Genomic DNA, 19,588 nt, shown 5'->3' with positions numbered 1-19,588 from the left:
GTCCCGAAAGGGCACCGATTCCGAGCGAACCTGAAGACCGTTTGAGGGCTTATCCATGCCAAGAAGACGCGTAGCAGCCAAGCGCGAAGTGCTTGACGATCCAAAATACGGAAGCCAAATCCTGGCCAAGTTCATGAACCACGTAATGGAAAGCGGCAAGAAAGCCGTTGCCGAGCGTATCGTTTATGGCGCGCTGGAAAAGGTTAAAGAACGCAAGAACAGCGACCCCCTGGAAATCTTCGAGAAAGCTCTCGACGCCATCGCTCCGCTGGTCGAAGTGAAGTCGCGCCGTGTAGGCGGTGCTACTTACCAGGTTCCGGTTGAAGTTCGCCCGTCCCGTCGTAACGCTCTGGCAATGCGCTGGTTGGTAGACTTCGCCCGTAAGCGCGGCGAGAAGTCTATGGCTCTGCGTTTGGCCGGCGAACTGTTGGACGCTGCTGAAGGTAAAGGTGCTGCTGTTAAGAAGCGTGAAGACGTGCACCGTATGGCTGAAGCCAACAAAGCTTTCTCGCACTACCGCTTCTAATTTTAGCTTCACTAATTTTGCGAGGGCTTTATGGCTCGTACTACTCCGATTAGCCGCTACCGTAACATCGGTATCGTCGCTCACGTGGATGCTGGTAAAACCACCACCACCGAGCGCGTACTGTTTTACACCGGCAAAAGTCACAAAATGGGCGAGGTGCATGACGGCGCCGCGACCACAGACTGGATGGTTCAGGAGCAGGAGCGTGGTATTACCATTACTTCTGCTGCTATTACCGCCTTCTGGAAGGGTTCCGAGAAGCAGTACAAAGATGAGCATCGCTTCAACGTAATCGATACCCCGGGCCACGTAGACTTCACCATTGAAGTTGAACGTTCCCTGCGCGTACTCGACGGCGCTGTCGTTGTGTTCTGCGGCACCTCGGGTGTTGAGCCTCAGTCGGAAACCGTATGGCGTCAAGCCAACAAGTACGGTGTTCCACGTCTTGTTTATGTAAACAAGATGGACCGTGCTGGTGCCAACTTCCTGCGCGTGATCGGTCAGATCAAGCAGCGTCTGGGTCACACTCCGGTGCCTATCCAGTTGGCTATCGGTTCCGAAGACAACTTCCAGGGTCAGATCGATCTGATCAACATGGAAGCTGTTTACTGGAATGATTCCGACAAAGGTATGGTTCCTGTTCGTAAGCCTATCCCTGAAGAACTTCAGGAACTGGCTGACGAGTGGCGCAACAACATGGTTGAGGCTGCTGCCGAAGCCAGCGAAGAGCTGATGAACAAGTACCTCGAAGGTGAAGAACTCACCAACGTGGAAATCAAGGCCGCTCTGCGTCAGCGTACTATCGCTGGTGAGATCGTCTTGGCTGTTTGCGGTTCCTCGTTCAAGAACAAGGGTGTTCCCCTGGTTCTCGACGCCGTTATCGACTACCTGCCTGCTCCAACCGACATTCCTGCTATCAAGGGTTCCAACCCTGATAACGAGGAAGAAGAAATGGAGCGTCATGCTGACGACAACGAGCCGTTCTCGGCTCTGGCGTTCAAGATCGCTACTGACCCATTCGTGGGTACTTTGACCTTCGTCCGCGTTTACTCGGGCGTGTTGGCCTCCGGCGACGGCGTGATCAACTCGGTTAAAGGCAAGAAAGAGCGCGTGGGTCGTATGGTGCAAATGCACGCAAACGCCCGTGAAGAGATCAAGGAAGTGCGCGCTGGTGACATCGCGGCCCTGATCGGCATGAAGGACGTCACCACTGGTGAAACTTTGTGCGACGCTGCCAAGCCAATCATCCTGGTTCGCATGGACTTCCCGGAGCCGGTTATCTCGGTTGCCGTAGAGCCTAAAACCAAGGATGACCAGGAAAAAATGGGTATCGCTCTGGGCAAGCTTGCTCAGGAAGATCCATCTTTCCGCGTCAAAACTGATGAAGAGACTGGTCAAACGATCATCTCTGGCATGGGCGAACTGCACCTGGACATCCTGGTTGACCGGATGCGCCGTGAGTTCAACGTCGAAGCCAACATCGGTAAGCCTCAGGTTTCCTATCGTGAGCGCATCACGAAGAACTGCGAAATCGAAGGCAAGTTCGTTCGTCAATCCGGCGGTCGTGGTCAGTTCGGTCACTGCTGGATCCGTTTTGCTCCTGCTGACGAAGGTCAGGAAGGTCTGCAATTCGTGAACGAAGTAGTAGGTGGTGTTGTTCCTAAGGAATACATCCCTGCTATCCAGAAGGGTATCGAAGAGCAGATGAAGAACGGTGTTGTTGCCGGCTATCCGCTGATCGGCCTGAAAGCAACCGTTTTTGACGGTTCTTACCACGACGTCGACTCCAACGAGATGGCGTTTAAGGTGGCTGCTTCCATGGCAACCAAGCAACTGGCCCAGAAGGGCGGTGGTGAGTTGCTTGAGCCAATCATGGCGGTAGAAGTTGTTACACCTGAAGACTATATGGGTGATGTCATGGGCGACCTTAACCGTCGTCGCGGCATGATCTTGGGTATGGAAGACACGGTTTCCGGCAAAGTGATTCGCGCCGAGGTTCCGTTGGGTGAGATGTTCGGTTATGCGACCGACGTTCGCTCCATGTCCCAGGGTCGCGCAAGCTACTCTATGGAATTCAAAAAATACAACACAGCTCCGGCGCACATCGCTGAAACTGTATCCAAAAAACAAGGCTGATTCAGTCCTTTAGGCAAGGAGTTAATTGTCGTGGCTAAAGAAAAATTTGATCGTTCCCTACCGCACGTAAACGTTGGCACCATCGGCCACGTTGACCACGGTAAAACCACTCTGACCGCTGCTCTGACTCGCGTCTGCTCCGAAGTTTTCGGTTCGGCTCGTGTTGACTTCGACAAGATCGACAGCGCACCAGAAGAAAAAGCTCGTGGTATCACCATCAACACCGCGCACGTTGAGTACAACTCGACTATTCGTCACTACGCTCACGTTGACTGCCCAGGTCACGCTGACTATGTGAAGAACATGATCACTGGTGCTGCCCAGATGGACGGCGCGATCCTGGTTTGCTCGGCCGCTGATGGTCCGATGCCACAAACCCGTGAGCACATCCTGCTGTCCCGCCAGGTTGGCGTTCCGTACATCGTGGTTTTCCTGAACAAGGCTGACCTGGTAGACGACGCTGAGCTGCTGGAACTGGTTGAGATGGAAGTGCGCGATCTGCTGAGCACTTACGACTTCCCAGGTGACGACACTCCGATCATCATCGGTTCTGCTCGTATGGCTCTGGAAGGCAATGACGAAAACGAAATGGGCACCACTGCCGTTCGTAAACTGGTTGAAACTCTGGACAGCTACATCCCAGAACCAGTTCGTCTGACCGACAAGCCGTTCCTGATGCCAATCGAAGACGTATTCTCGATCTCTGGTCGCGGTACTGTTGTGACTGGTCGTATCGAGCGCGGTATCGTTCGCGTTCAGGATCCACTGGAAATCGTTGGTCTGCGTGACACTACTGTCACCACCTGCACCGGTGTTGAAATGTTCCGCAAACTGCTCGACGAAGGTCGTGCTGGCGAGAACTGCGGCGTTCTGCTGCGTGGTACCAAGCGTGACGACGTTGAGCGTGGCCAGGTTCTGGTTAAGCCAGGTTCGGTCAAGCCGCACACCAAGTTCACCGCAGAAGTTTACGTTCTGAGCAAAGAAGAAGGCGGCCGTCATACTCCGTTCTTCAAAGGCTACCGTCCACAGTTCTACTTCCGTACTACTGACGTGACCGGTAACTGCGAATTGCCAGAAGGCGTTGAAATGGTAATGCCGGGTGACAACATTCAAATGACTGTTACCCTGATCAAAACCATCGCAATGGAAGACGGTCTGCGCTTCGCAATCCGTGAAGGCGGCCGTACCGTTGGTGCTGGCGTTGTAGCTAAAATCATCGAGTAATCTCTCTTTCGAGTGAGCTTTGATGTTTTGAGAAGGCCCCCGCTTAGCGGGGGCCTTTTTTATTGGGTTGACACCTATCTAGGGCGTCTATAGAATTGCGCCTCCTTTTAACGGGCGTATTGCGCCCGGTGGGAATAGCAGCCGGAGTCTGAAATCCAATGCAAAATCAGCAAATCCGTATCAGGTTGAAGGCTTTTGACCATCGCCTGATCGACCAATCCACCCAGGAAATCGTGGAAACCGCGAAACGTACTGGTGCTCAAGTGCGTGGTCCAATTCCACTGCCTACCCGTAAAGAGCGGTTCACCGTTCTGGTCTCCCCGCACGTCAACAAAGACGCGCGTGACCAGTACGAGATCCGTACTCATAAGCGCGTACTGGACATCGTCCAGCCAACGGATAAAACCGTTGATGCACTTATGAAGCTCGATCTGGCGGCCGGTGTGGAAGTACAGATCAGCCTCGGCTAAGACTTGGGTCTTAGTCGTGTAACGCTCTGAAATGGGCGGCCATAGCGGGTGAAAGCCCCGTACACTCATGAGGTTTACAACATGACTATTGGTGTAGTCGGTCGTAAATGCGGTATGACCCGTATTTTCACCGAAGAAGGTGTCTCCATTCCGGTCACGGTCATTGAGATCGAACCGAATCGCGTCACCCAGTTCAAAACTGAAGAAACCGATGGCTATCGTGCAGTGCAAGTCACTGTCGGCGAGCGTCGTGCTTCGCGCGTGACTGCTGCTCAAGCAGGTCACTTCGCTAAAGCAAACGTTGTAGCTGGTCGTACTGTTATGGAGTTCCGTCTTGAAGACGGCGACTACCAGGCTGGCGATCTGATCAACGCTGAAATCTTCGCCGCTGGTCAACTGGTTGATGTAACCGGTCAGTCCAAGGGTAAAGGCTTCCAGGGTACGATCAAGCGTTGGAATTTCCGTGGTCAAGACAACACTCACGGTAACTCCGTTTCCCACCGCGTCCCGGGCTCTATTGGCCAGTGCCAGACTCCTGGTCGTGTATTCAAGGGCAAAAAAATGTCCGGTCATATGGGCGCTGAGCGCGTGACCGTGCAGTCCCTCGAAGTAGTGCGCGTCGACGCTGAACGCAATCTGTTGTTGGTCAAGGGTGCTGTTCCTGGCGCTACTGGCGGCAACCTGGTTGTACGTCCAGCGGCCAAGGCTCGCGGTTAAGGGGAAGCTGACATGCAATTAAATGTAAATGACGCTCAAGCGATCGAAGTTTCCGAACTGACATTTGGCGGCGAATTCAACGAGACGCTCGTTCACCAAGCAGTCGTGGCCTACATGGCCGGCGGCCGTCAAGGTAGCAAGCAGCAAAAGACCCGTTCCGACGTACGTGGTGGCGGTAAGCGCCCTTGGCGTCAGAAAGGCACTGGCCGTGCTCGTGCCGGTACTATCCGTAGCCCAATCTGGCGTGGCGGCGGTACCACTTTCGCAGCTCGTCCACAGGATCACTCTCAGAAGCTCAACAAGAAGATGTACCGCGCAGCTCTGCGCTCCATCCTTGCTGAACTCGTGCGTACTGATCGTCTGGTCGTGGTTCAGGACTTCGCTGTTGAAAGTCCAAAAACCAAAGATCTGCTGGGCAAACTGAACAACATGAGCCTGACCGATGTTTTGATCGTGTCTGAAGCTGTTGATCAGAACCTGTACCTGGCTGCTCGCAACCTGCCACACGTTGATGTACGTGACGTGCAAGGTTCCGATCCAGTTAGTCTGATCGCATACGACAAGGTGTTGATCACCGTGTCGGCCGTGAAGAAATTCGAGGAGCTGCTGGGATGAACCAGGAACGCGTATTTAAAGTTCTGCTTGGCCCGCACGTTTCCGAAAAGGCTACGGTTCTGGCTGACAAGAAAGGCCAGTTCGTTTTCAAGGTTGCAACTGACGCAACCAAGCTGGAAATCAAGAAGGCCGTCGAAAGCCTGTTCAGCGTGAAAGTAGAGCGTGTTACTACCCTGAATGTTCTGGGTAAGAGCAAGCGCACTGCTCGCGGTCTGGGCAAGCGTAATGACTGGAAGAAGGCAGTTATCTCCCTTCAGCCAGGCCAAGATCTCGATTTCAGCAGCAGTGCTGAGTAAGGAAGGGGTGCATCATGGCAATCGTTAAATGCAAACCGACTTCCCCTGGCCGCCGTTTTGTGGTCAAGGTGGTCAACCAGGAGCTGCATAAAGGCGCTCCTCACGCACCGCTGCTCGAGAAAAAATCGAAGTCTGGTGGTCGTAACAACAATGGTCGCATTACCACTCGTCACATCGGTGGTGGCCATAAGCAGCATTATCGTCTGGTCGATTTCCGTCGCAACGACAAAGATGGCATCGCTGCCACTGTCGAGCGTATTGAATACGATCCAAACCGTACTGCTCACATCGCTCTGCTGCTGTACGCAGATGGCGAGCGTCGCTACATCATCGCCCCTAAAGGCGTAAGTGCTGGCGACCAGCTGATCGCAGGTGCTTTGGCACCGATCAAGCCGGGCAATGCTCTGCAACTGCGTAACATTCCAGTTGGTAGCACCGTACACGGCATCGAATTGAAGCCAGGTAAAGGCGCGCAAATCGCTCGTTCCGCTGGTGCTTCGGCTCAGCTGATCGCTCGTGAAGGTGTCTACGTGACCCTGCGTCTGCGTTCTGGTGAGATGCGTAAAGTACTGGCTGAATGCCGTGCGACCCTGGGCGAAGTCTCGAACTCCGAGCACAGCCTGCGTTCGTTGGGTAAAGCTGGTGCCAAACGCTGGCGTGGCGTTCGCCCAACCGTTCGTGGTGTTGCCATGAACCCGGTTGACCACCCACACGGTGGTGGTGAAGGTCGTACCTCTGGTGGTCGTCATCCGGTATCGCCATGGGGCTTCCCGACTAAGGGCGCGAAGACTCGTGGTAATAAGCGTACCGACAAAATGATCGTCCGTCGTCGCAAGTAAATAGAGGGATACGACAGTGCCACGTTCTCTGAAAAAAGGTCCTTTTATTGATCTTCACCTACTGAAGAAGATCGAAGTGGCGGCGGAAAAGAACGATCGCAAACCAGTTAAGACCTGGTCGCGTCGTTCGATGATCCTGCCACAAATGGTCGGTCTGACCATCGCAGTACACAACGGTCGTCAACACGTCCCAGTTCTCGTTAACGAAGACATGGTCGGCCACAAACTGGGCGAGTTTGCCGGTACCCGCACTTATCGTGGGCACGTGGCAGACAAGAAAGCCAAGCGTTAAGGGGTTAGGAAATGGAAGTAGCCGCTAAGTTGTCGGGCGCTCGAATCTCCGCCCAGAAAGCCCGCTTGGTCGCCGACCAGATCCGCGGGAAGAAGGTGGGCGAAGCGCTCAACCTGTTGGCTTTCAGCAGTAAGAAAGCCGCCGAGATCATGAAGAAAGTGCTGGAGTCGGCCGTAGCCAACGCCGAGCATAACGAAGGCGCAGACGTTGATGACCTGAAGGTCAGCACCGTTTTCGTCAACGAAGGGCGTTCGCTGAAGCGCATCATGCCACGTGCCAAAGGCCGTGCTGATCGCATCGTCAAGCGGTCTTGCCATATCACTGTCAAGGTTGCTGACAAGTAACGGAGTCGAAGAGATGGGTCAGAAAGTACATCCCATTGGCATTCGCCTGGGAATCGTCAAGGAGCACACCTCCGTCTGGTACGCAGACGGTCGGACTTATGCGGACTACTTGTTCGCTGATCTGAAGGTGCGTGAGTATCTCCAAGACAAACTAAAAAGCGCGTCCGTAAGCCGTATCGATATCCATCGTCCGGCCCAAACTGCACGTATCACCATCCACACCGCTCGTCCAGGTATCGTTATCGGGAAGAAAGGTGAAGATGTTGAGAAACTGCGTCAGGACCTGACCAAGCAAATGGGTGTGCCTGTGCACATCAATATCGAAGAGATCCGCAAGCCGGAGCTCGACGGTATGCTGGTTGCGCAGAGCGTAGCTCAGCAGCTGGAGCGTCGCGTAATGTTCCGTCGCGCTATGAAGCGCGCCGTACAGAACGCCATGCGCATTGGTGCCAAAGGCATCAAAATCCAAGTGAGCGGTCGTCTCGGCGGTGCTGAAATCGCACGTACTGAATGGTATCGCGAAGGTCGTGTGCCACTGCACACCCTGCGTGCCGACATCGACTATGCCAACTACGAAGCTCACACCACTTACGGTGTGATCGGTGTAAAGGTTTGGATCTTCAAAGGCGAAGTAATTGGTGGTCGCCAAGAAGAACTGAAACCACAAGCACCAGCGCCTCGTAAAAAAGCTGCTAAGTAAGGGGTACGCCAAATGTTGCAACCTAAGCGTACGAAGTTCCGCAAGCAGATGACAGGCCACAACCGTGGTCTGGCTCAGCGCGGTAGCAAAGTCAGCTTCGGCGAGTTCGCGCTGAAGTCTGTAGCTCGTGGTCGTCTCACCGCTCGTCAGATCGAGTCAGCGCGTCGTGCTCTGACCCGTCACGTAAAACGTGGCGGCAAGATCTGGATCCGTGTATTCCCGGACAAGCCGATCTCCAAAAAGCCTCTCGAGGTTCGGATGGGTAAAGGTAAGGGTAACGTGGAATACTGGGTAGCCCAGATTCAGCCAGGCAAAGTCCTGTATGAAATCGAGGGTGTTTCTGAAGAGCTGGCGCGTGAGGCTTTCGCCCTGGCTGCTGCAAAGCTGCCGCTCGCCACCTCCTTTGTTAAACGGACGGTGATGTGATGAAAGCGAATGAACTTCGTGAAAAATCCGCACAGCAGCTGAACGAGCAACTGCTCGGCCTGCTGCGCGACCAGTTCAATCTGCGTATGCAGAAAGCAACTGGCCAGTTGGGGCAGTCTCATCTGCTCTCGCAAGTTAAGCGTGACATCGCTCGCGTGAAGACTGTGCTCAACCAGCAGGCAGGTAAGTGATCATGGCTGAAGCCGAAAAGACTGTCCGTACGCTGACTGGCCGTGTTGTCAGCGACAAGATGGACAAAACCATCACCGTTTTGATCGAGCGTCGCGTTAAGCACCCGATCTACGGTAAATATGTTAAGCGTTCGACTAAGCTGCACGCGCACGACGAAACCAATCAGTGCCACATCGGCGACAAAGTCACTATTCGTGAAACTCGTCCGATGGCCAAGACCAAGTCTTGGGCACTGGTTGATGTTCTCGAACGCGCTGTGGAAGTCTAAGGACTAGGGGTCGGAGAAATTATATGATTCAGACTCAATCCATGCTCGATGTGGCCGATAACAGCGGCGCTCGCCGTGTTATGTGCATCAAGGTGCTGGGTGGCTCCCATCGTCGTTACGCTGGTATCGGTGACATCATCAAAGTTACCGTGAAGGAAGCAATTCCTCGCGGTAAGGTGAAAAAAGGCCAAGTGATGACTGCTGTTGTAGTCCGCACTCGTCACGGCGTACGTCGTGCTGATGGCTCCATTATCCGCTTTGATGGCAACGCTGCTGTTCTTCTGAACAACAAGCAAGAGCCGATCGGCACCCGTATCTTTGGGCCAGTGACCCGTGAACTTCGTACTGAGAAGTTCATGAAAATCGTCTCGCTCGCCCCAGAAGTGCTGTAAGGAGATCCGACATGCAAAAGATTCGTCGTGACGACGAGATCATCGTGATCGCCGGCAAAGACAAAGGTAAGCGCGGTAAGGTGCTTAAGGTTCTCGCCAATAACCGTCTGGTTATCGGTGGTCTGAACCTGGTCAAGCGTCATACCAAGCCTAACCCGATGTCGGGCGTGCAGGGCGGTATCGTCGAGAAAGAAGCTCCGCTGGACGCTTCTAACGTCGCCATCTTCAACGGCGAAACCAACAAGGCTGACCGCGTTGGTTTCAAAGTAGAAGACGGTAAGAAAATTCGTGTCTTCAAGTCGACCCAAAAAGCGGTTGATGCTTGAACACTGCTAGGTAGATTAGACCATGGCACGACTACAAGAGATTTACCGGAAGGAAATCGCCCCTAAGCTTAAGGAAGAACTTAAGCTCGGGAACGTGATGGAAGTTCCGCGCGTCACCAAAATCACCCTGAACATGGGTCTGGGCGAAGCGATCGGCGACAAAAAAGTCATCGAGCACGCTGTTGCTGACCTGGAAAAGATCACCGGTCAAAAAGTCGTTGTGACTTACGCTCGGAAATCCATCGCTGGCTTTAAAGTCCGTGAAGGTTGGCCGATCGGCGTCAAAGTGACTCTGCGCCGTGAGCGTATGTACGAATTCCTGGATCGTCTGCTGTCGATCTCCCTGCCTCGGGTCCGCGACTTCCGCGGCCTGAATGCCAAGTCCTTCGATGGTCGTGGTAACTACAGCATGGGCGTGAAAGAGCAGATCATCTTCCCGGAAATCGACTACGACAAGATCGATGCTCTCCGCGGTCTGGACATCACCCTGACCACCACTGCCAAGAACGATGATGAAGGCCGCGCTCTGCTGCGTGCGTTCAAATTCCCGTTCCGCAACTGATTGGAGTAGGACCATGGCCAAGATGAGCATGAAAAACCGCGAGCTGAAGCGTCAGCTCACGGTTGCCAAGTACGCCAAGAAGCGTGCAGCACTGAAAGCAATCATCGTTGATCTGAACGCAAGTCCAGAAGCGCGTTGGGAAGCTACAGTTGCTCTGCAGAAGCAGCCACGTGACGCAAGCGCTTCGCGCATGCGTAACCGCTGCCGCCTGACCGGTCGTCCACACGGCGTTTACCGCAAGTTCGGCCTCGGCCGTAACAAACTGCGTGAAGCGGCAATGCGTGGTGACGTACCAGGTCTGGTTAAAGCCAGCTGGTAAGTACTTTCAACGTCCAGGTGGTCGGAATCGCAAGATACTGACCGCCGGTGACCTTGAATCTGGATCAAGCCCCTTTTGGGGCTTGTTTCATTTCTGGAGTATGTCTAAAATACGCGGCTCGCCTGAGCCCGTGTTTTTTGTGCTCGGAGATTCTCGGCGACATATGTAGCCGCAAGGCTAATTTTTTTGTATTAGGAGCGTCTAGCCCATGAGTATGCAGGACCCGTTAGCGGACATGCTAACTCGTATCCGTAATGCCCAGATGGCTGAAAAGTCCGTCGTAAGCATGCCATCTTCCAAGTTGAAGGTAGCTGTTGCCAAAGTCCTGAAAGACGAAGGCTACATTGCGGGTTATCAGATCAGCAGCGAAATCAAACCACTGCTGTCCATCGAGCTGAAGTACTTCGAAGGCCGTTCGGTCATCGAGGAAGTGAAGCGCGTTAGCCGTCCAGGCCTGCGTCAGTACAAGTCCGCTGAAGATCTGCCGAAAGTTCGTGGCGGTCTGGGCGTGTCTATCGTCTCCACCAACAAAGGTGTGATGACGGATCGTGCTGCGCGCGCTGCCGGTGTCGGCGGCGAAGTTCTTTGCACTGTGTTCTAAGGGGGGATAAGCATGTCTCGCGTCGCTAAGAACCCCGTTAAGCTGCCAGCCGGTGTCGAAGTCAAATTCGCAGGCCAACAGCTTTCGGTGAAGGGTGCCAAGGGTACTCTTGAACTGAACATCCATTCGTCCGTTGAGATCGTTGAAGAAGCTGGTGAGCTGCGTTTCGCTGCTCGCAATGGCGATCAACAAACTCGCGCAATGGCCGGTACCACGCGTGCGTTGGTAAACAACATGGTCCAAGGCGTAAGCCAAGGCTTCGAGCGTAAGCTCCAGCTGGTCGGTGTTGGTTACAAAGCGCAAGCAAAAGGCACGGTTTTGAACCTTGCCCTTGGCTTCTCGCACCCAGTGGATTACGAACTGCCAGCGGGCATCACTGCTGAGACTCCTAGCCAGACCGATATCCTGATCAAGGGCATCGACAAGCAGCTGGTAGGTCAAGTGGCCGCTGAGATCCGCGACTTCCGTCCACCAGAGCCGTACAAAGGCAAAGGTGTGCGCTACGCGGACGAAGTCGTCCGTCGTAAAGAAGCCAAGAAGAAGTAGGGCATAGCAAATGACCGACAAAAAAGTTACTCGACTGCGTCGCGCTCGCAAAGCACGCCTGAAAATGCACGAACTCGAAGTCGTGCGTCTCTGCGTGTTCCGCTCGTCGCAGCACATCTACGCCCAGGTCATCTCGGCCGACGGCAACAAAGTCCTGGCAAGCGCCTCGACTTTGGATAAAGAACTGCGTGATGGTGCCACTGGCAACATCGACGCGGCCACAAAGGTTGGCCAGCTGGTCGCTACGCGTGCTAAGGCCGCTGGCGTCTCGCAAGTGGCTTTCGACCGCTCTGGCTTCAAGTACCACGGCCGCGTGAAAGCGCTGGCTGATGCTGCTCGTGAAGCTGGGCTGGAGTTCTAAGTTATGTCAAATAACGACCAAAAGCGCGACGAAGGCTACATTGAGAAGCTGGTTCAAGTTAACCGCGTAGCCAAAACCGTTAAAGGCGGCCGTATCTTCACTTTCACCGCGTTGACCGTGGTGGGTGATGGTAAAGGGCGTGTTGGCTTCGGCCGTGGCAAGTCACGTGAAGTGCCTGCCGCGATCCAGAAGGCAATGGAAGCTGCTCGTCGCAACATGATCCAAGTTGATCTGAACGGCACCACTCTGCAGTACGCAATGAAGTCCGCTCACGGCGCTTCGAAGGTGTACATGCAGCCTGCTTCTGAAGGTACCGGTATCATCGCTGGCGGCGCTATGCGTGCTGTCCTCGAAGTTGCTGGCGTTCAGAACGTTCTGGCCAAGTGCTATGGCTCGACTAACCCGGTAAACGTGGTTCACGCCACTTTCAAGGGTCTGAAGGCTATGCAATCTCCTGAGTCCATCGCTGCCAAGCGTGGTCTGACTGTCAAGGAGATCTTCTGATCATGGCTACCGTTAAAGTAACGCTGATCAAAAGCATGACCGGCCGCATCCCTAACCACAAATTGTGCGTTAAAGGTTTGGGTCTGCGTCGCATCGGTCACACTGTAGAAGTCCAGGATACTCCCGAGAATCGCGGGATGATCAACAAGGCTTACTACATGCTGCGTGTAGAGGGTTAATCGATGAAACTCAATGATCTGAGTCCAGCGCCGGGTTCCCGTCGCGAAAAGCATCGTCCGGGCCGTGGTATCGGTAGTGGTTTGGGTAAGACCGGTGGCCGTGGCCACAAGGGTCAAACCTCCCGCTCCGGTGGCACCATTGCTCCAGGCTTTGAAGGCGGTCAACAGCCGCTGCATCGTCGCCTGCCTAAGTTCGGTTTCGTATCCCTGAAAGCCATGGATCGCGCAGAAGTGCGTCTGTCCGAGCTGGCTAAAGTGGAAGGCGACATCGTTACTGTGCAGACCCTGAAAGATGCCAACGTGATCAACGTCAACGTACAGCGTGTGAAAATCATGCTGTCCGGTGAAGTGACTCGCGCTGTCACTATCGGCAAGGGAATCGGCGCCACCAAAGGTGCGCGTTCGGCTATCGAAGCAGCTGGCGGCAAGTTCGAGGAATAAATGGCTAAGCAAGGTGCTCTCTCAGCGCTCGGCAAAGGCGGTATGTCTGAACTTTGGGCTCGTCTGCGTTTTCTGTTCCTGGCGATTATCGTCTACCGAATAGGCGCACACATCCCGGTTCCAGGTATCAACCCGGACCGACTCGCAGACCTGTTTCGACAGAATGAGGGGACCATTCTTAGCTTGTTCAACATGTTTTCCGGCGGCGCGCTGGAGCGGATGAGCATCTTTGCACTGGGGATCATGCCGTACATTTCGGCATCGATCATCATGCAACTGATGACAGCCGTCAGCCCGCAGCTGGAGCAGTTGAAGAAGGAAGGTGAGGCTGGCCGTCGCAAGATTAGCCAGTACACCCGCTACGGCACTGTCGTCCTCGCCCTGGTTCAGGCTATCGGCATGTCCGTTGGCCTGGCGGGGCAGGGCGTTGCGTTCACTGGTGACTTTGGCTTCCATTTCGTCGCGGTATCCACGTTTGTGGCTGGTGCGATGTTCATGATGTGGCTGGGTGAGCAGATTACTGAGCGTGGTGTTGGCAACGGTATCTCGATGTTGATTTTCGCAGGTATCGTCGCCGGTCTTCCGAGAGCAATCGGGCAGTCTTTCGAGTCTGCGCGTCAGGGTGATATCAATATCTTCGCCTTGGTTGCCATCGGTTTGCTGGCAGTAGCGATTATCGGTTTTGTGGTGTTCATTGAGCGTGGCCAGCGTCGTATTGCTGTTCACTACGCCAAGCGTCAGCAGGGCCGTAAGGTCTTCGCTGCGCAGACCAGCCACTTGCCGCTGAAAGTGAATATGGCCGGTGTTATTCCGGCAATTTTCGCGAGCAGCATCTTGCTGTTTCCGGCTTCGTTGGGTACCTGGTTTGGTCAGTCTGAAAATATGGGCTGGCTGCAGGACCTCTCTCAGTCGATCGCTCCTGGTCAGCCGTTGAATATTCTGCTGTTTAGTGCAGGGATTATTTTCTTCTGCTTCTTCTATACGGCGTTGATGTTCAATCCGAAAGACGTAGCGGAAAACCTGAAGAAGTCCGGTGCCTTTATTCCGGGCATCCGTCCAGGTGAGCAGTCGGCACGCTACATTGATGGCGTTCTGACTCGTTTGACCCTGTTCGGTGCTCTATATATGACGGCCGTGTGCTTGTTGCCCCAGTTCCTGGTGGTTGCAGCAAACGTTCCGTTCTACCTTGGCGGGACCTCGTTGCTGATCGTGGTCGTGGTTGTGATGGACTTCATGTCCCAAGTACAATCGCACCTCGTTTCGCACCAGTACGAATCCCTGATGAAGAAAGCCAACCTGAAGGGCTACGGCAGCGGCATGTTGCGCTGAGTACCCCATAAGGTTCGAGGAGTTGGTGATGAAAGTTCGTGCATCGGTGAAAAAGCTGTGCCGTAACTGCAAGATTATTCGCCGCGAAGGTGTTGTTCGAGTAATTTGCAGCGCGGAACCGCGTCACAAACAGCGCCAAGGCTGAGTGTGATCCGCTTGAAGCCCGGCAGCTAGTGCGCTGCCGGGTTGATTATTTGTTATTACAGCGATATTATCTCGCGCCCTATTTCTTGGCTTCCGGGGCGTAGGTAGCTGTCAATTGGAGTCCCACTGAATGGCCCGTATTGCAGGCGTTAACATTCCAGATAACAAGCACACTGTTATCTCGCTGACCTACATCTATGGTGTTGGTCGCACTACTGCGCAGAAAATTTGCGCAGTTGCTGGGGTAAACCCAGCCGCTAAGATCAAGGATCTGAGCGACGAGCAGATTGAACAGCTGCGTGGCGAAGTGGCGAAGTTCACCACTGAAGGTGACCTGCGTCGCGAAATCAACATGAAAATCAAGCGTTTGATGGACCTCGGTTGCTATCGCGGTCTGCGTCATCGTCGTGGTCTTCCAGTACGCGGTCAGCGTACCAAGACTAACGCGCGTACCCGTAAAGGTCCGCGTAAGCCGATCCGCAAGTAATCGCCCCAGCGAATCGACAGGAAAATTATCATGGCAAAACCTGCTGCTCGTCCTCGTAAAAAAGTTAAAAAGACAGTGGTTGATGGCATCGCCCACATCCATGCATCTTTTAACAACACAATCGTGACCATCACCGACCGTCAAGGTAACGCGCTTTCTTGGGCTACCTCCGGTGGTTCGGGTTTCCGCGGTTCCCGCAAGTCCACCCCGTTTGCTGCTCAAGTAGCTGCTGAACGTGCTGGTCAAGCTGCGCTGGAATACGGCCTGAAAAACCTCGACGTTAACGTCAAGGGTCCAGGTCCAGGTCGTGAGTCTGCTGTCCGTGCTTTGAACGGCTGTGGCTATAAGATCGCCAGCATCACCGACGTGACGCCAATCCCGCACAACGGGTGCCGTCCGCCGAAGAAGCGCCGCGTGTAATCCAGGAGATTGTAAAGAATGGCTCGTTACATTGGTCCAAAATGCAAACTCGCTCGTCGCGAAGGCACCGATCTCTTCCTGAAGAGCGGCGTGCGCGCGATCGAATCGAAGTGCAACATTGAAGCAGCACCTGGTATCCACGGCCAACGCCGCGGTCGCCAGTCCGACTACGGCACCCAACTGCGTGAAAAGCAGAAGGTCCGTCGTATCTACGGCGTTCTCGAGCGTCAGTTCAGCGGCTACTACAAAGAAGCTGCTGGCAAGAAAGGTGCAACCGGTGAAAACCTGCTGCAACTGCTCGAATGCCGTCTGGACAACGTTGTATACCGTATGGGCTTCGGTTCGACTCGTGCCGAATCCCGTCAGCTGGTATCGCACAAGTCGATCAGCGTTAACGGTCAGACCGTAAACGTTCCGTCCTACCAGGTTCGTGCTGGTGACGTGGTCGCAGTTCGCGAGAAAGCAAAAAACCAACTTCGCATTGTCCAAGCTCTCGATCTGTGTGCCCAACGTGGCCGCGTAGAATGGGTAGAAGTAGACACTGAGAAGAAGTCGGGCGTTTTCAAGAACGTTCCTGCTCGCAGTGATCTGTCCGCCGACATCAACGAAAGCCTGATTGTCGAGCTCTACTCCAAGTAAGGGCTAGAAAATAGGTGCATCCATGCAGATTTCGGTAAATGAGTTCCTGACACCCCGCCACATTGATGTGCAGGTTGTCAGTCCAACCCGCGCCAAAATTACTCTCGAGCCTCTCGAGCGTGGTTTTGGCCACACCCTGGGCAACGCGCTGCGCCGCATCCTGTTGTCCTCAATGCCCGGCTGTGCAGTAGTCGAGGCCGAGATTGACGGTGTGCTCCACGAGTACAGCGCCATCGAAGGTGTACAGGAAGACGTAATTGAAATCCTGTTGAACCTTAAAGGTCTGGCTATCAAGCTGCACGGCCGTGACGAAGTTACGCTGACCTTGTCGAAGAAGGGTTCGGGGGTGGTTACCGCTGCCGATATTCAGCTGGATCATGATGTCGAGATCGTTAACCCCGATCACGTAATCGCTAACCTGGCGTCTAACGGCGCCCTGAACATGAAGCTCACTGTAGCTCGTGGTCGTGGTTATGAACCGGCCGACTCGCGTCAGAGCGATGAAGACGAAAGCCGCAGCATTGGTCGCTTGCAGCTTGACTCTTCGTTCAGCCCGGTTCGCCGTATCGCATACGTGGTGGAAAACGCCCGTGTCGAGCAGCGTACTAACCTGGACAAGCTGGTTATTGATCTGGAAACCAACGGTACCCTGGATCCTGAAGAGGCTATCCGCCGCGCTGCAACCATTCTGCAACAGCAGTTGGCTGCGTTCGTCGACCTCAAAGGTGACAGCGAACCAGTGGTAATCGAGCAGGAAGACGAGATCGATCCGATCCTGCTTCGCCCGGTTGACGATCTGGAACTGACTGTACGTTCGGCTAACTGCCTTAAGGCGGAAAACATTTACTACATCGGTGACCTGATCCAGCGCACCGAAGTAGAACTGTTGAAGACTCCGAACCTGGGCAAGAAATCCTTGACTGAAATCAAGGACGTTCTGGCCTCCCGCGGTCTGTCCCTCGGCATGCGCCTCGACAACTGGCCGCCTGCAAGTCTTAAGAAGGACGACAAGGCGACTGCCTGATCGTCGTAATCACCGAACGTGAGTTTGGTAAGGAATGAACCATGCGTCATCGTAAAAGTGGTCGTCACCTGAGCCGTACCAGCTCGCACCGCAAGGCCATGTTCCAAAACATGGCGGTGTCGCTGTTCGAGCACGAGCTGATCAAAACTACACTGCCGAAAGCTAAAGAACTGCGTCGCGTTGCTGAGCCGCTGATCACTTTGGCCAAGACAGACAGCCTGGCTAACCGCCGTCTGGCTTTCGACCGTACTCGTTCGAAAGCTATCGTTGGTAAGCTCTTCAACGACCTGGGCAAGCGTTACGCTACCCGTGAGGGTGGCTACCTGCGCATCCTCAAGTGCGGTTTCCGCGCTGGCGACAACGCGCCTATGGCGTACGTCGAGTTGGTTGATCGTGCTACTGCCGGCGAAGCTGTAAGCGCCGAGTAAGACGACAAGCTGCAACAAAAAACCGGGCCTAGTGCCCGGTTTTTTGTGCGCGTAACAAAAGCGCAACTTATACAAGCTTCCATAGGCCGGGCGCTGCACTATAGCGAACGGAGTGTTGTTAGTTATTCTCTATCGATGCCTGCAATTTAATGAATTTGTAGGCGTGGTGTTGATGATCAATACTCCCTCCAAGCCGATTAGCCGGCAGTTCCAAGTCCGACCTGAGGAAGATTGAGCATGAGCCAGAATAAAGTCCTTACCACCGCCAGCGGTGCTCCCGTTGCGGATAACCAGAACTCCCGTTCCGCGGGCCCTCGTGGTCCGTTGTTACTCGACGATTTCCACCTGATCGAGAAGCTCGCTCACTTCAACCGTGAAAACATCCCTGAGCGTCGCGTGCACGCCAAAGGATCGGGCGCCTACGGTACGTTCACAGTCACCCGTGACATCACCCAATACACCAGCGCCAAGCTGTTCGAATCTGTTGGCAAGCAAACGCCGACATTCCTGCGATTCTCCACTGTAGGCGGTGAGCGCGGTTCTGCTGACACTGAACGTGATCCACGTGGCTTTGCCCTGAAGTTCTATACCGAAGAGGGTAACTGGGACATCGTGGGTAACAACACTCCCGTGTTCTTTATTCGTGATCCGCTGAAATTCCCGGATTTTATCCACACCCAGAAACGCCTGCCGCAGAGCAACCTGAAAAGCGCGCAGATGATGTGGGACTTCTGGTCGCACTCACCAGAGGCGCTGCATCAGGTCACCATTCTGTTTTCGGACCGTGGCATCCCGGACGGCTATCGCCACATGCATGGTTTCGGCAGCCACACTTACAGTCTGATCAATGCCCAGGGTGAGCGTCATTGGGTGAAGTGGCACTACAAGACTAAGCAAGGCATCAAGAACCTGGCGCCGGCCGAGGCCGCCCGCTTGGCGGGAACCGATCCTGATTACGCCCAGCGTGATCTGTTTGGTGCAATCGAGCGCGGTGACTTCCCCAAGTGGCGCGTGTGCATCCAGATCATGACCGAGGCACAGGCGAACGCCCATTACGAGAACCCGTTTGACGTGACCAAGACCTGGTCGCAAAAAGAATTCCCGTTGATTGAAGTGGGTGAGCTGGAGCTCAATCGTAATCCGCAGAACTACTTCGCCGAAGTCGAGCAGGCCGCATTTGGCCCAAGCAACATGGTCCCAGGCGTTGGCCTGTCGCCGGACCGTATGCTGCAAGGTCGGGTTTTTGCCTACGCCGATGCGCACCGCTACCGTGTGGGCACCAACCACCAGCAACTGCCGGTGAACGCACCACGTAGCCCGGTTAACAGCTACCAGCGTGACGGCTCCATGGCTTTCGGTAGTAACGGCGGTGCGGCTCCGAACTACGAGCCAAACAGCTATGCCGATGCGCCCAAGCAAGCCCCGCAGTATGCAGAGCCAGCATTGACCCTGAGCGGCGCGGCTGATCGCTACGATCATCGCGAAGATACGGACTACTACAGCCACGCCGGTGCGCTGTTCCGTCTGATGAATGATGAGCAGAAAGCCCTGCTCACCAATAACATCGCCGGTGCTATGGGTGGCGTTTCCAGCGATGTGGTCCAGCGTCAACTGCAGCACTTCTATAAGGCCGACCCGGCTTATGGAGAAGCAATCGCAAAGGCACTGGGTGTATCGCTTAACTGACTCTAAACGATAAGCAGAACCGCCCTCATTTGGGCGGTTTTTGCGTTATTTCAGCTACTTTTCTCCGGAAATCTTCACTTTTCTGCCGTTTGTCCCGTGACCTTCAAGTCAGCATGGTTCAAACTACAGTCTTTCAAGCAGGGAGATGTAGGGCG

The 19,588-nt window shown here is 54.5% G+C and carries 32 protein-coding genes; all 32 read left to right on the top strand.

The window, feature by feature from the left end:
• The first annotated feature begins 55 nt into the window (after positions 1-55).
• The 32 genes from rpsG to GH769_RS21745 all read left to right on the top strand — a co-directional run bounded on the left by rpsG (position 56) and on the right by GH769_RS21745 (position 19,433).
• On the top strand, positions 56-526 hold the full coding sequence (gene rpsG / locus GH769_RS21900) for a 30S ribosomal protein S7 (protein ID WP_002555493.1): 471 nt from the start codon (positions 56-58) through the stop codon (positions 524-526).
• 30 nt (positions 527-556) lie between these two features.
• Positions 557-2,662, top strand: coding sequence for an elongation factor G (fusA, locus tag GH769_RS21895; protein WP_003194651.1), 2,106 nt, complete (start codon positions 557-559; stop codon positions 2,660-2,662).
• Between the two features lie 30 nt (positions 2,663-2,692).
• Complete coding sequence (gene tuf / locus GH769_RS21890; RefSeq protein ID WP_005791980.1) at positions 2,693-3,886, top strand: elongation factor Tu; 1,194 nt, start codon at positions 2,693-2,695, stop codon at positions 3,884-3,886.
• 158 nt (positions 3,887-4,044) lie between these two features.
• The gene (gene rpsJ / locus GH769_RS21885) at positions 4,045-4,356 is read left to right on the top strand and encodes a 30S ribosomal protein S10 (RefSeq protein WP_003186070.1); all 312 of its coding nucleotides are present in this window, start codon (positions 4,045-4,047) and stop codon (positions 4,354-4,356) included.
• Positions 4,357-4,437: 81 nt separating this feature from the next.
• Positions 4,438-5,073, top strand: a complete 636-nt coding sequence (gene rplC / locus GH769_RS21880) for a 50S ribosomal protein L3 (protein ID WP_032904130.1) — start codon at positions 4,438-4,440, stop codon at positions 5,071-5,073.
• Between the two features lie 12 nt (positions 5,074-5,085).
• A complete protein-coding gene (gene rplD, locus GH769_RS21875) occupies positions 5,086-5,688 on the top strand; it encodes a 50S ribosomal protein L4 (protein ID WP_003176424.1) in 603 nt (200 codons plus the stop codon).
• Positions 5,685-5,984, top strand: a complete 300-nt coding sequence (gene rplW, locus GH769_RS21870; RefSeq protein WP_002555488.1) for a 50S ribosomal protein L23 — start codon at positions 5,685-5,687, stop codon at positions 5,982-5,984. Before rplD ends, rplW begins: the two co-directional genes overlap by 4 nt.
• A gap of 14 nt (positions 5,985-5,998) precedes the next feature.
• The gene (rplB, locus tag GH769_RS21865; protein WP_003186055.1) at positions 5,999-6,823 is read left to right on the top strand and encodes a 50S ribosomal protein L2; all 825 of its coding nucleotides are present in this window, start codon (positions 5,999-6,001) and stop codon (positions 6,821-6,823) included.
• 16 nt (positions 6,824-6,839) lie between these two features.
• Positions 6,840-7,115: a 30S ribosomal protein S19 gene (gene rpsS / locus GH769_RS21860; protein WP_002555486.1), complete on the top strand. Its 276-nt coding sequence runs from the start codon at positions 6,840-6,842 to the stop codon at positions 7,113-7,115.
• Between the two features lie 11 nt (positions 7,116-7,126).
• A complete protein-coding gene (gene rplV / locus GH769_RS21855) occupies positions 7,127-7,459 on the top strand; it encodes a 50S ribosomal protein L22 (protein ID WP_003103908.1) in 333 nt (110 codons plus the stop codon).
• 13 nt (positions 7,460-7,472) lie between these two features.
• Positions 7,473-8,159 carry a 30S ribosomal protein S3 gene (rpsC, locus tag GH769_RS21850; protein ID WP_003176422.1) on the top strand — a complete coding sequence of 229 codons (687 nt, stop codon included), beginning with the start codon at positions 7,473-7,475 and terminating at the stop codon, positions 8,157-8,159.
• Positions 8,160-8,171: 12 nt separating this feature from the next.
• Positions 8,172-8,585, top strand: a complete 414-nt coding sequence (rplP, locus tag GH769_RS21845) for a 50S ribosomal protein L16 (protein WP_003176421.1) — start codon at positions 8,172-8,174, stop codon at positions 8,583-8,585.
• Complete coding sequence (gene rpmC, locus GH769_RS21840; protein ID WP_002555481.1) at positions 8,585-8,776, top strand: 50S ribosomal protein L29; 192 nt, start codon at positions 8,585-8,587, stop codon at positions 8,774-8,776. Before rplP ends, rpmC begins: the two co-directional genes overlap by 1 nt.
• A gap of 2 nt (positions 8,777-8,778) precedes the next feature.
• Complete coding sequence (rpsQ, locus tag GH769_RS21835; RefSeq protein WP_003194644.1) at positions 8,779-9,045, top strand: 30S ribosomal protein S17; 267 nt, start codon at positions 8,779-8,781, stop codon at positions 9,043-9,045.
• A 23-nt stretch (positions 9,046-9,068) separates the two neighbouring features.
• Complete coding sequence (rplN, locus tag GH769_RS21830) at positions 9,069-9,437, top strand: 50S ribosomal protein L14 (RefSeq protein WP_002555479.1); 369 nt, start codon at positions 9,069-9,071, stop codon at positions 9,435-9,437.
• Between the two features lie 11 nt (positions 9,438-9,448).
• Positions 9,449-9,763, top strand: coding sequence for a 50S ribosomal protein L24 (gene rplX, locus GH769_RS21825; RefSeq protein ID WP_003176416.1), 315 nt, complete (start codon positions 9,449-9,451; stop codon positions 9,761-9,763).
• Between the two features lie 22 nt (positions 9,764-9,785).
• The gene (gene rplE, locus GH769_RS21820) at positions 9,786-10,325 is read left to right on the top strand and encodes a 50S ribosomal protein L5 (RefSeq protein ID WP_003194642.1); all 540 of its coding nucleotides are present in this window, start codon (positions 9,786-9,788) and stop codon (positions 10,323-10,325) included.
• Positions 10,326-10,338: 13 nt separating this feature from the next.
• On the top strand, positions 10,339-10,644 hold the full coding sequence (rpsN, locus tag GH769_RS21815; RefSeq protein WP_003176414.1) for a 30S ribosomal protein S14: 306 nt from the start codon (positions 10,339-10,341) through the stop codon (positions 10,642-10,644).
• Between the two features lie 208 nt (positions 10,645-10,852).
• Positions 10,853-11,245, top strand: coding sequence for a 30S ribosomal protein S8 (gene rpsH, locus GH769_RS21810; protein ID WP_003176413.1), 393 nt, complete (start codon positions 10,853-10,855; stop codon positions 11,243-11,245).
• A 12-nt stretch (positions 11,246-11,257) separates the two neighbouring features.
• Positions 11,258-11,791, top strand: coding sequence for a 50S ribosomal protein L6 (gene rplF, locus GH769_RS21805; RefSeq protein ID WP_003194640.1), 534 nt, complete (start codon positions 11,258-11,260; stop codon positions 11,789-11,791).
• Between the two features lie 10 nt (positions 11,792-11,801).
• On the top strand, positions 11,802-12,152 hold the full coding sequence (gene rplR, locus GH769_RS21800; RefSeq protein WP_003186037.1) for a 50S ribosomal protein L18: 351 nt from the start codon (positions 11,802-11,804) through the stop codon (positions 12,150-12,152).
• 3 nt (positions 12,153-12,155) lie between these two features.
• Positions 12,156-12,656 (top strand): 30S ribosomal protein S5, encoded by a 501-nt coding sequence (gene rpsE / locus GH769_RS21795; protein ID WP_003176409.1) that lies wholly within the window; start codon positions 12,156-12,158, stop codon positions 12,654-12,656.
• A 2-nt stretch (positions 12,657-12,658) separates the two neighbouring features.
• Positions 12,659-12,835: a 50S ribosomal protein L30 gene (gene rpmD / locus GH769_RS21790; RefSeq protein WP_003176408.1), complete on the top strand. Its 177-nt coding sequence runs from the start codon at positions 12,659-12,661 to the stop codon at positions 12,833-12,835.
• A 3-nt stretch (positions 12,836-12,838) separates the two neighbouring features.
• Positions 12,839-13,276 (top strand): 50S ribosomal protein L15, encoded by a 438-nt coding sequence (rplO, locus tag GH769_RS21785; protein ID WP_003176407.1) that lies wholly within the window; start codon positions 12,839-12,841, stop codon positions 13,274-13,276.
• Complete coding sequence (gene secY / locus GH769_RS21780; RefSeq protein WP_003194637.1) at positions 13,277-14,605, top strand: preprotein translocase subunit SecY; 1,329 nt, start codon at positions 13,277-13,279, stop codon at positions 14,603-14,605.
• A gap of 28 nt (positions 14,606-14,633) precedes the next feature.
• The gene (gene rpmJ, locus GH769_RS21775; RefSeq protein WP_002555468.1) at positions 14,634-14,750 is read left to right on the top strand and encodes a 50S ribosomal protein L36; all 117 of its coding nucleotides are present in this window, start codon (positions 14,634-14,636) and stop codon (positions 14,748-14,750) included.
• A gap of 129 nt (positions 14,751-14,879) precedes the next feature.
• Positions 14,880-15,236, top strand: a complete 357-nt coding sequence (gene rpsM, locus GH769_RS21770) for a 30S ribosomal protein S13 (RefSeq protein ID WP_003194635.1) — start codon at positions 14,880-14,882, stop codon at positions 15,234-15,236.
• Positions 15,237-15,266: 30 nt separating this feature from the next.
• Positions 15,267-15,656, top strand: a complete 390-nt coding sequence (rpsK, locus tag GH769_RS21765; RefSeq protein WP_002555466.1) for a 30S ribosomal protein S11 — start codon at positions 15,267-15,269, stop codon at positions 15,654-15,656.
• A gap of 18 nt (positions 15,657-15,674) precedes the next feature.
• A complete protein-coding gene (rpsD, locus tag GH769_RS21760) occupies positions 15,675-16,295 on the top strand; it encodes a 30S ribosomal protein S4 (protein ID WP_003176404.1) in 621 nt (206 codons plus the stop codon).
• Positions 16,296-16,317: 22 nt separating this feature from the next.
• The gene (gene rpoA, locus GH769_RS21755; RefSeq protein WP_003176403.1) at positions 16,318-17,319 is read left to right on the top strand and encodes a DNA-directed RNA polymerase subunit alpha; all 1,002 of its coding nucleotides are present in this window, start codon (positions 16,318-16,320) and stop codon (positions 17,317-17,319) included.
• 41 nt (positions 17,320-17,360) lie between these two features.
• A complete protein-coding gene (gene rplQ / locus GH769_RS21750) occupies positions 17,361-17,747 on the top strand; it encodes a 50S ribosomal protein L17 (RefSeq protein WP_003176402.1) in 387 nt (128 codons plus the stop codon).
• Positions 17,748-17,984: 237 nt separating this feature from the next.
• The gene (locus GH769_RS21745) at positions 17,985-19,433 is read left to right on the top strand and encodes a catalase (RefSeq protein WP_014720152.1); all 1,449 of its coding nucleotides are present in this window, start codon (positions 17,985-17,987) and stop codon (positions 19,431-19,433) included.
• Positions 19,434-19,588: the final 155 nt, after the last annotated feature.

This window comes from Pseudomonas sp. CFSAN084952, assembly GCF_009648855.1.
GTDB lineage: Bacteria > Pseudomonadota > Gammaproteobacteria > Pseudomonadales > Pseudomonadaceae > Aquipseudomonas > Aquipseudomonas paracarnis.
Note: the sequence above shows the minus strand (reverse complement) of the source record. Positions and strands in the feature narration are given on the sequence as shown.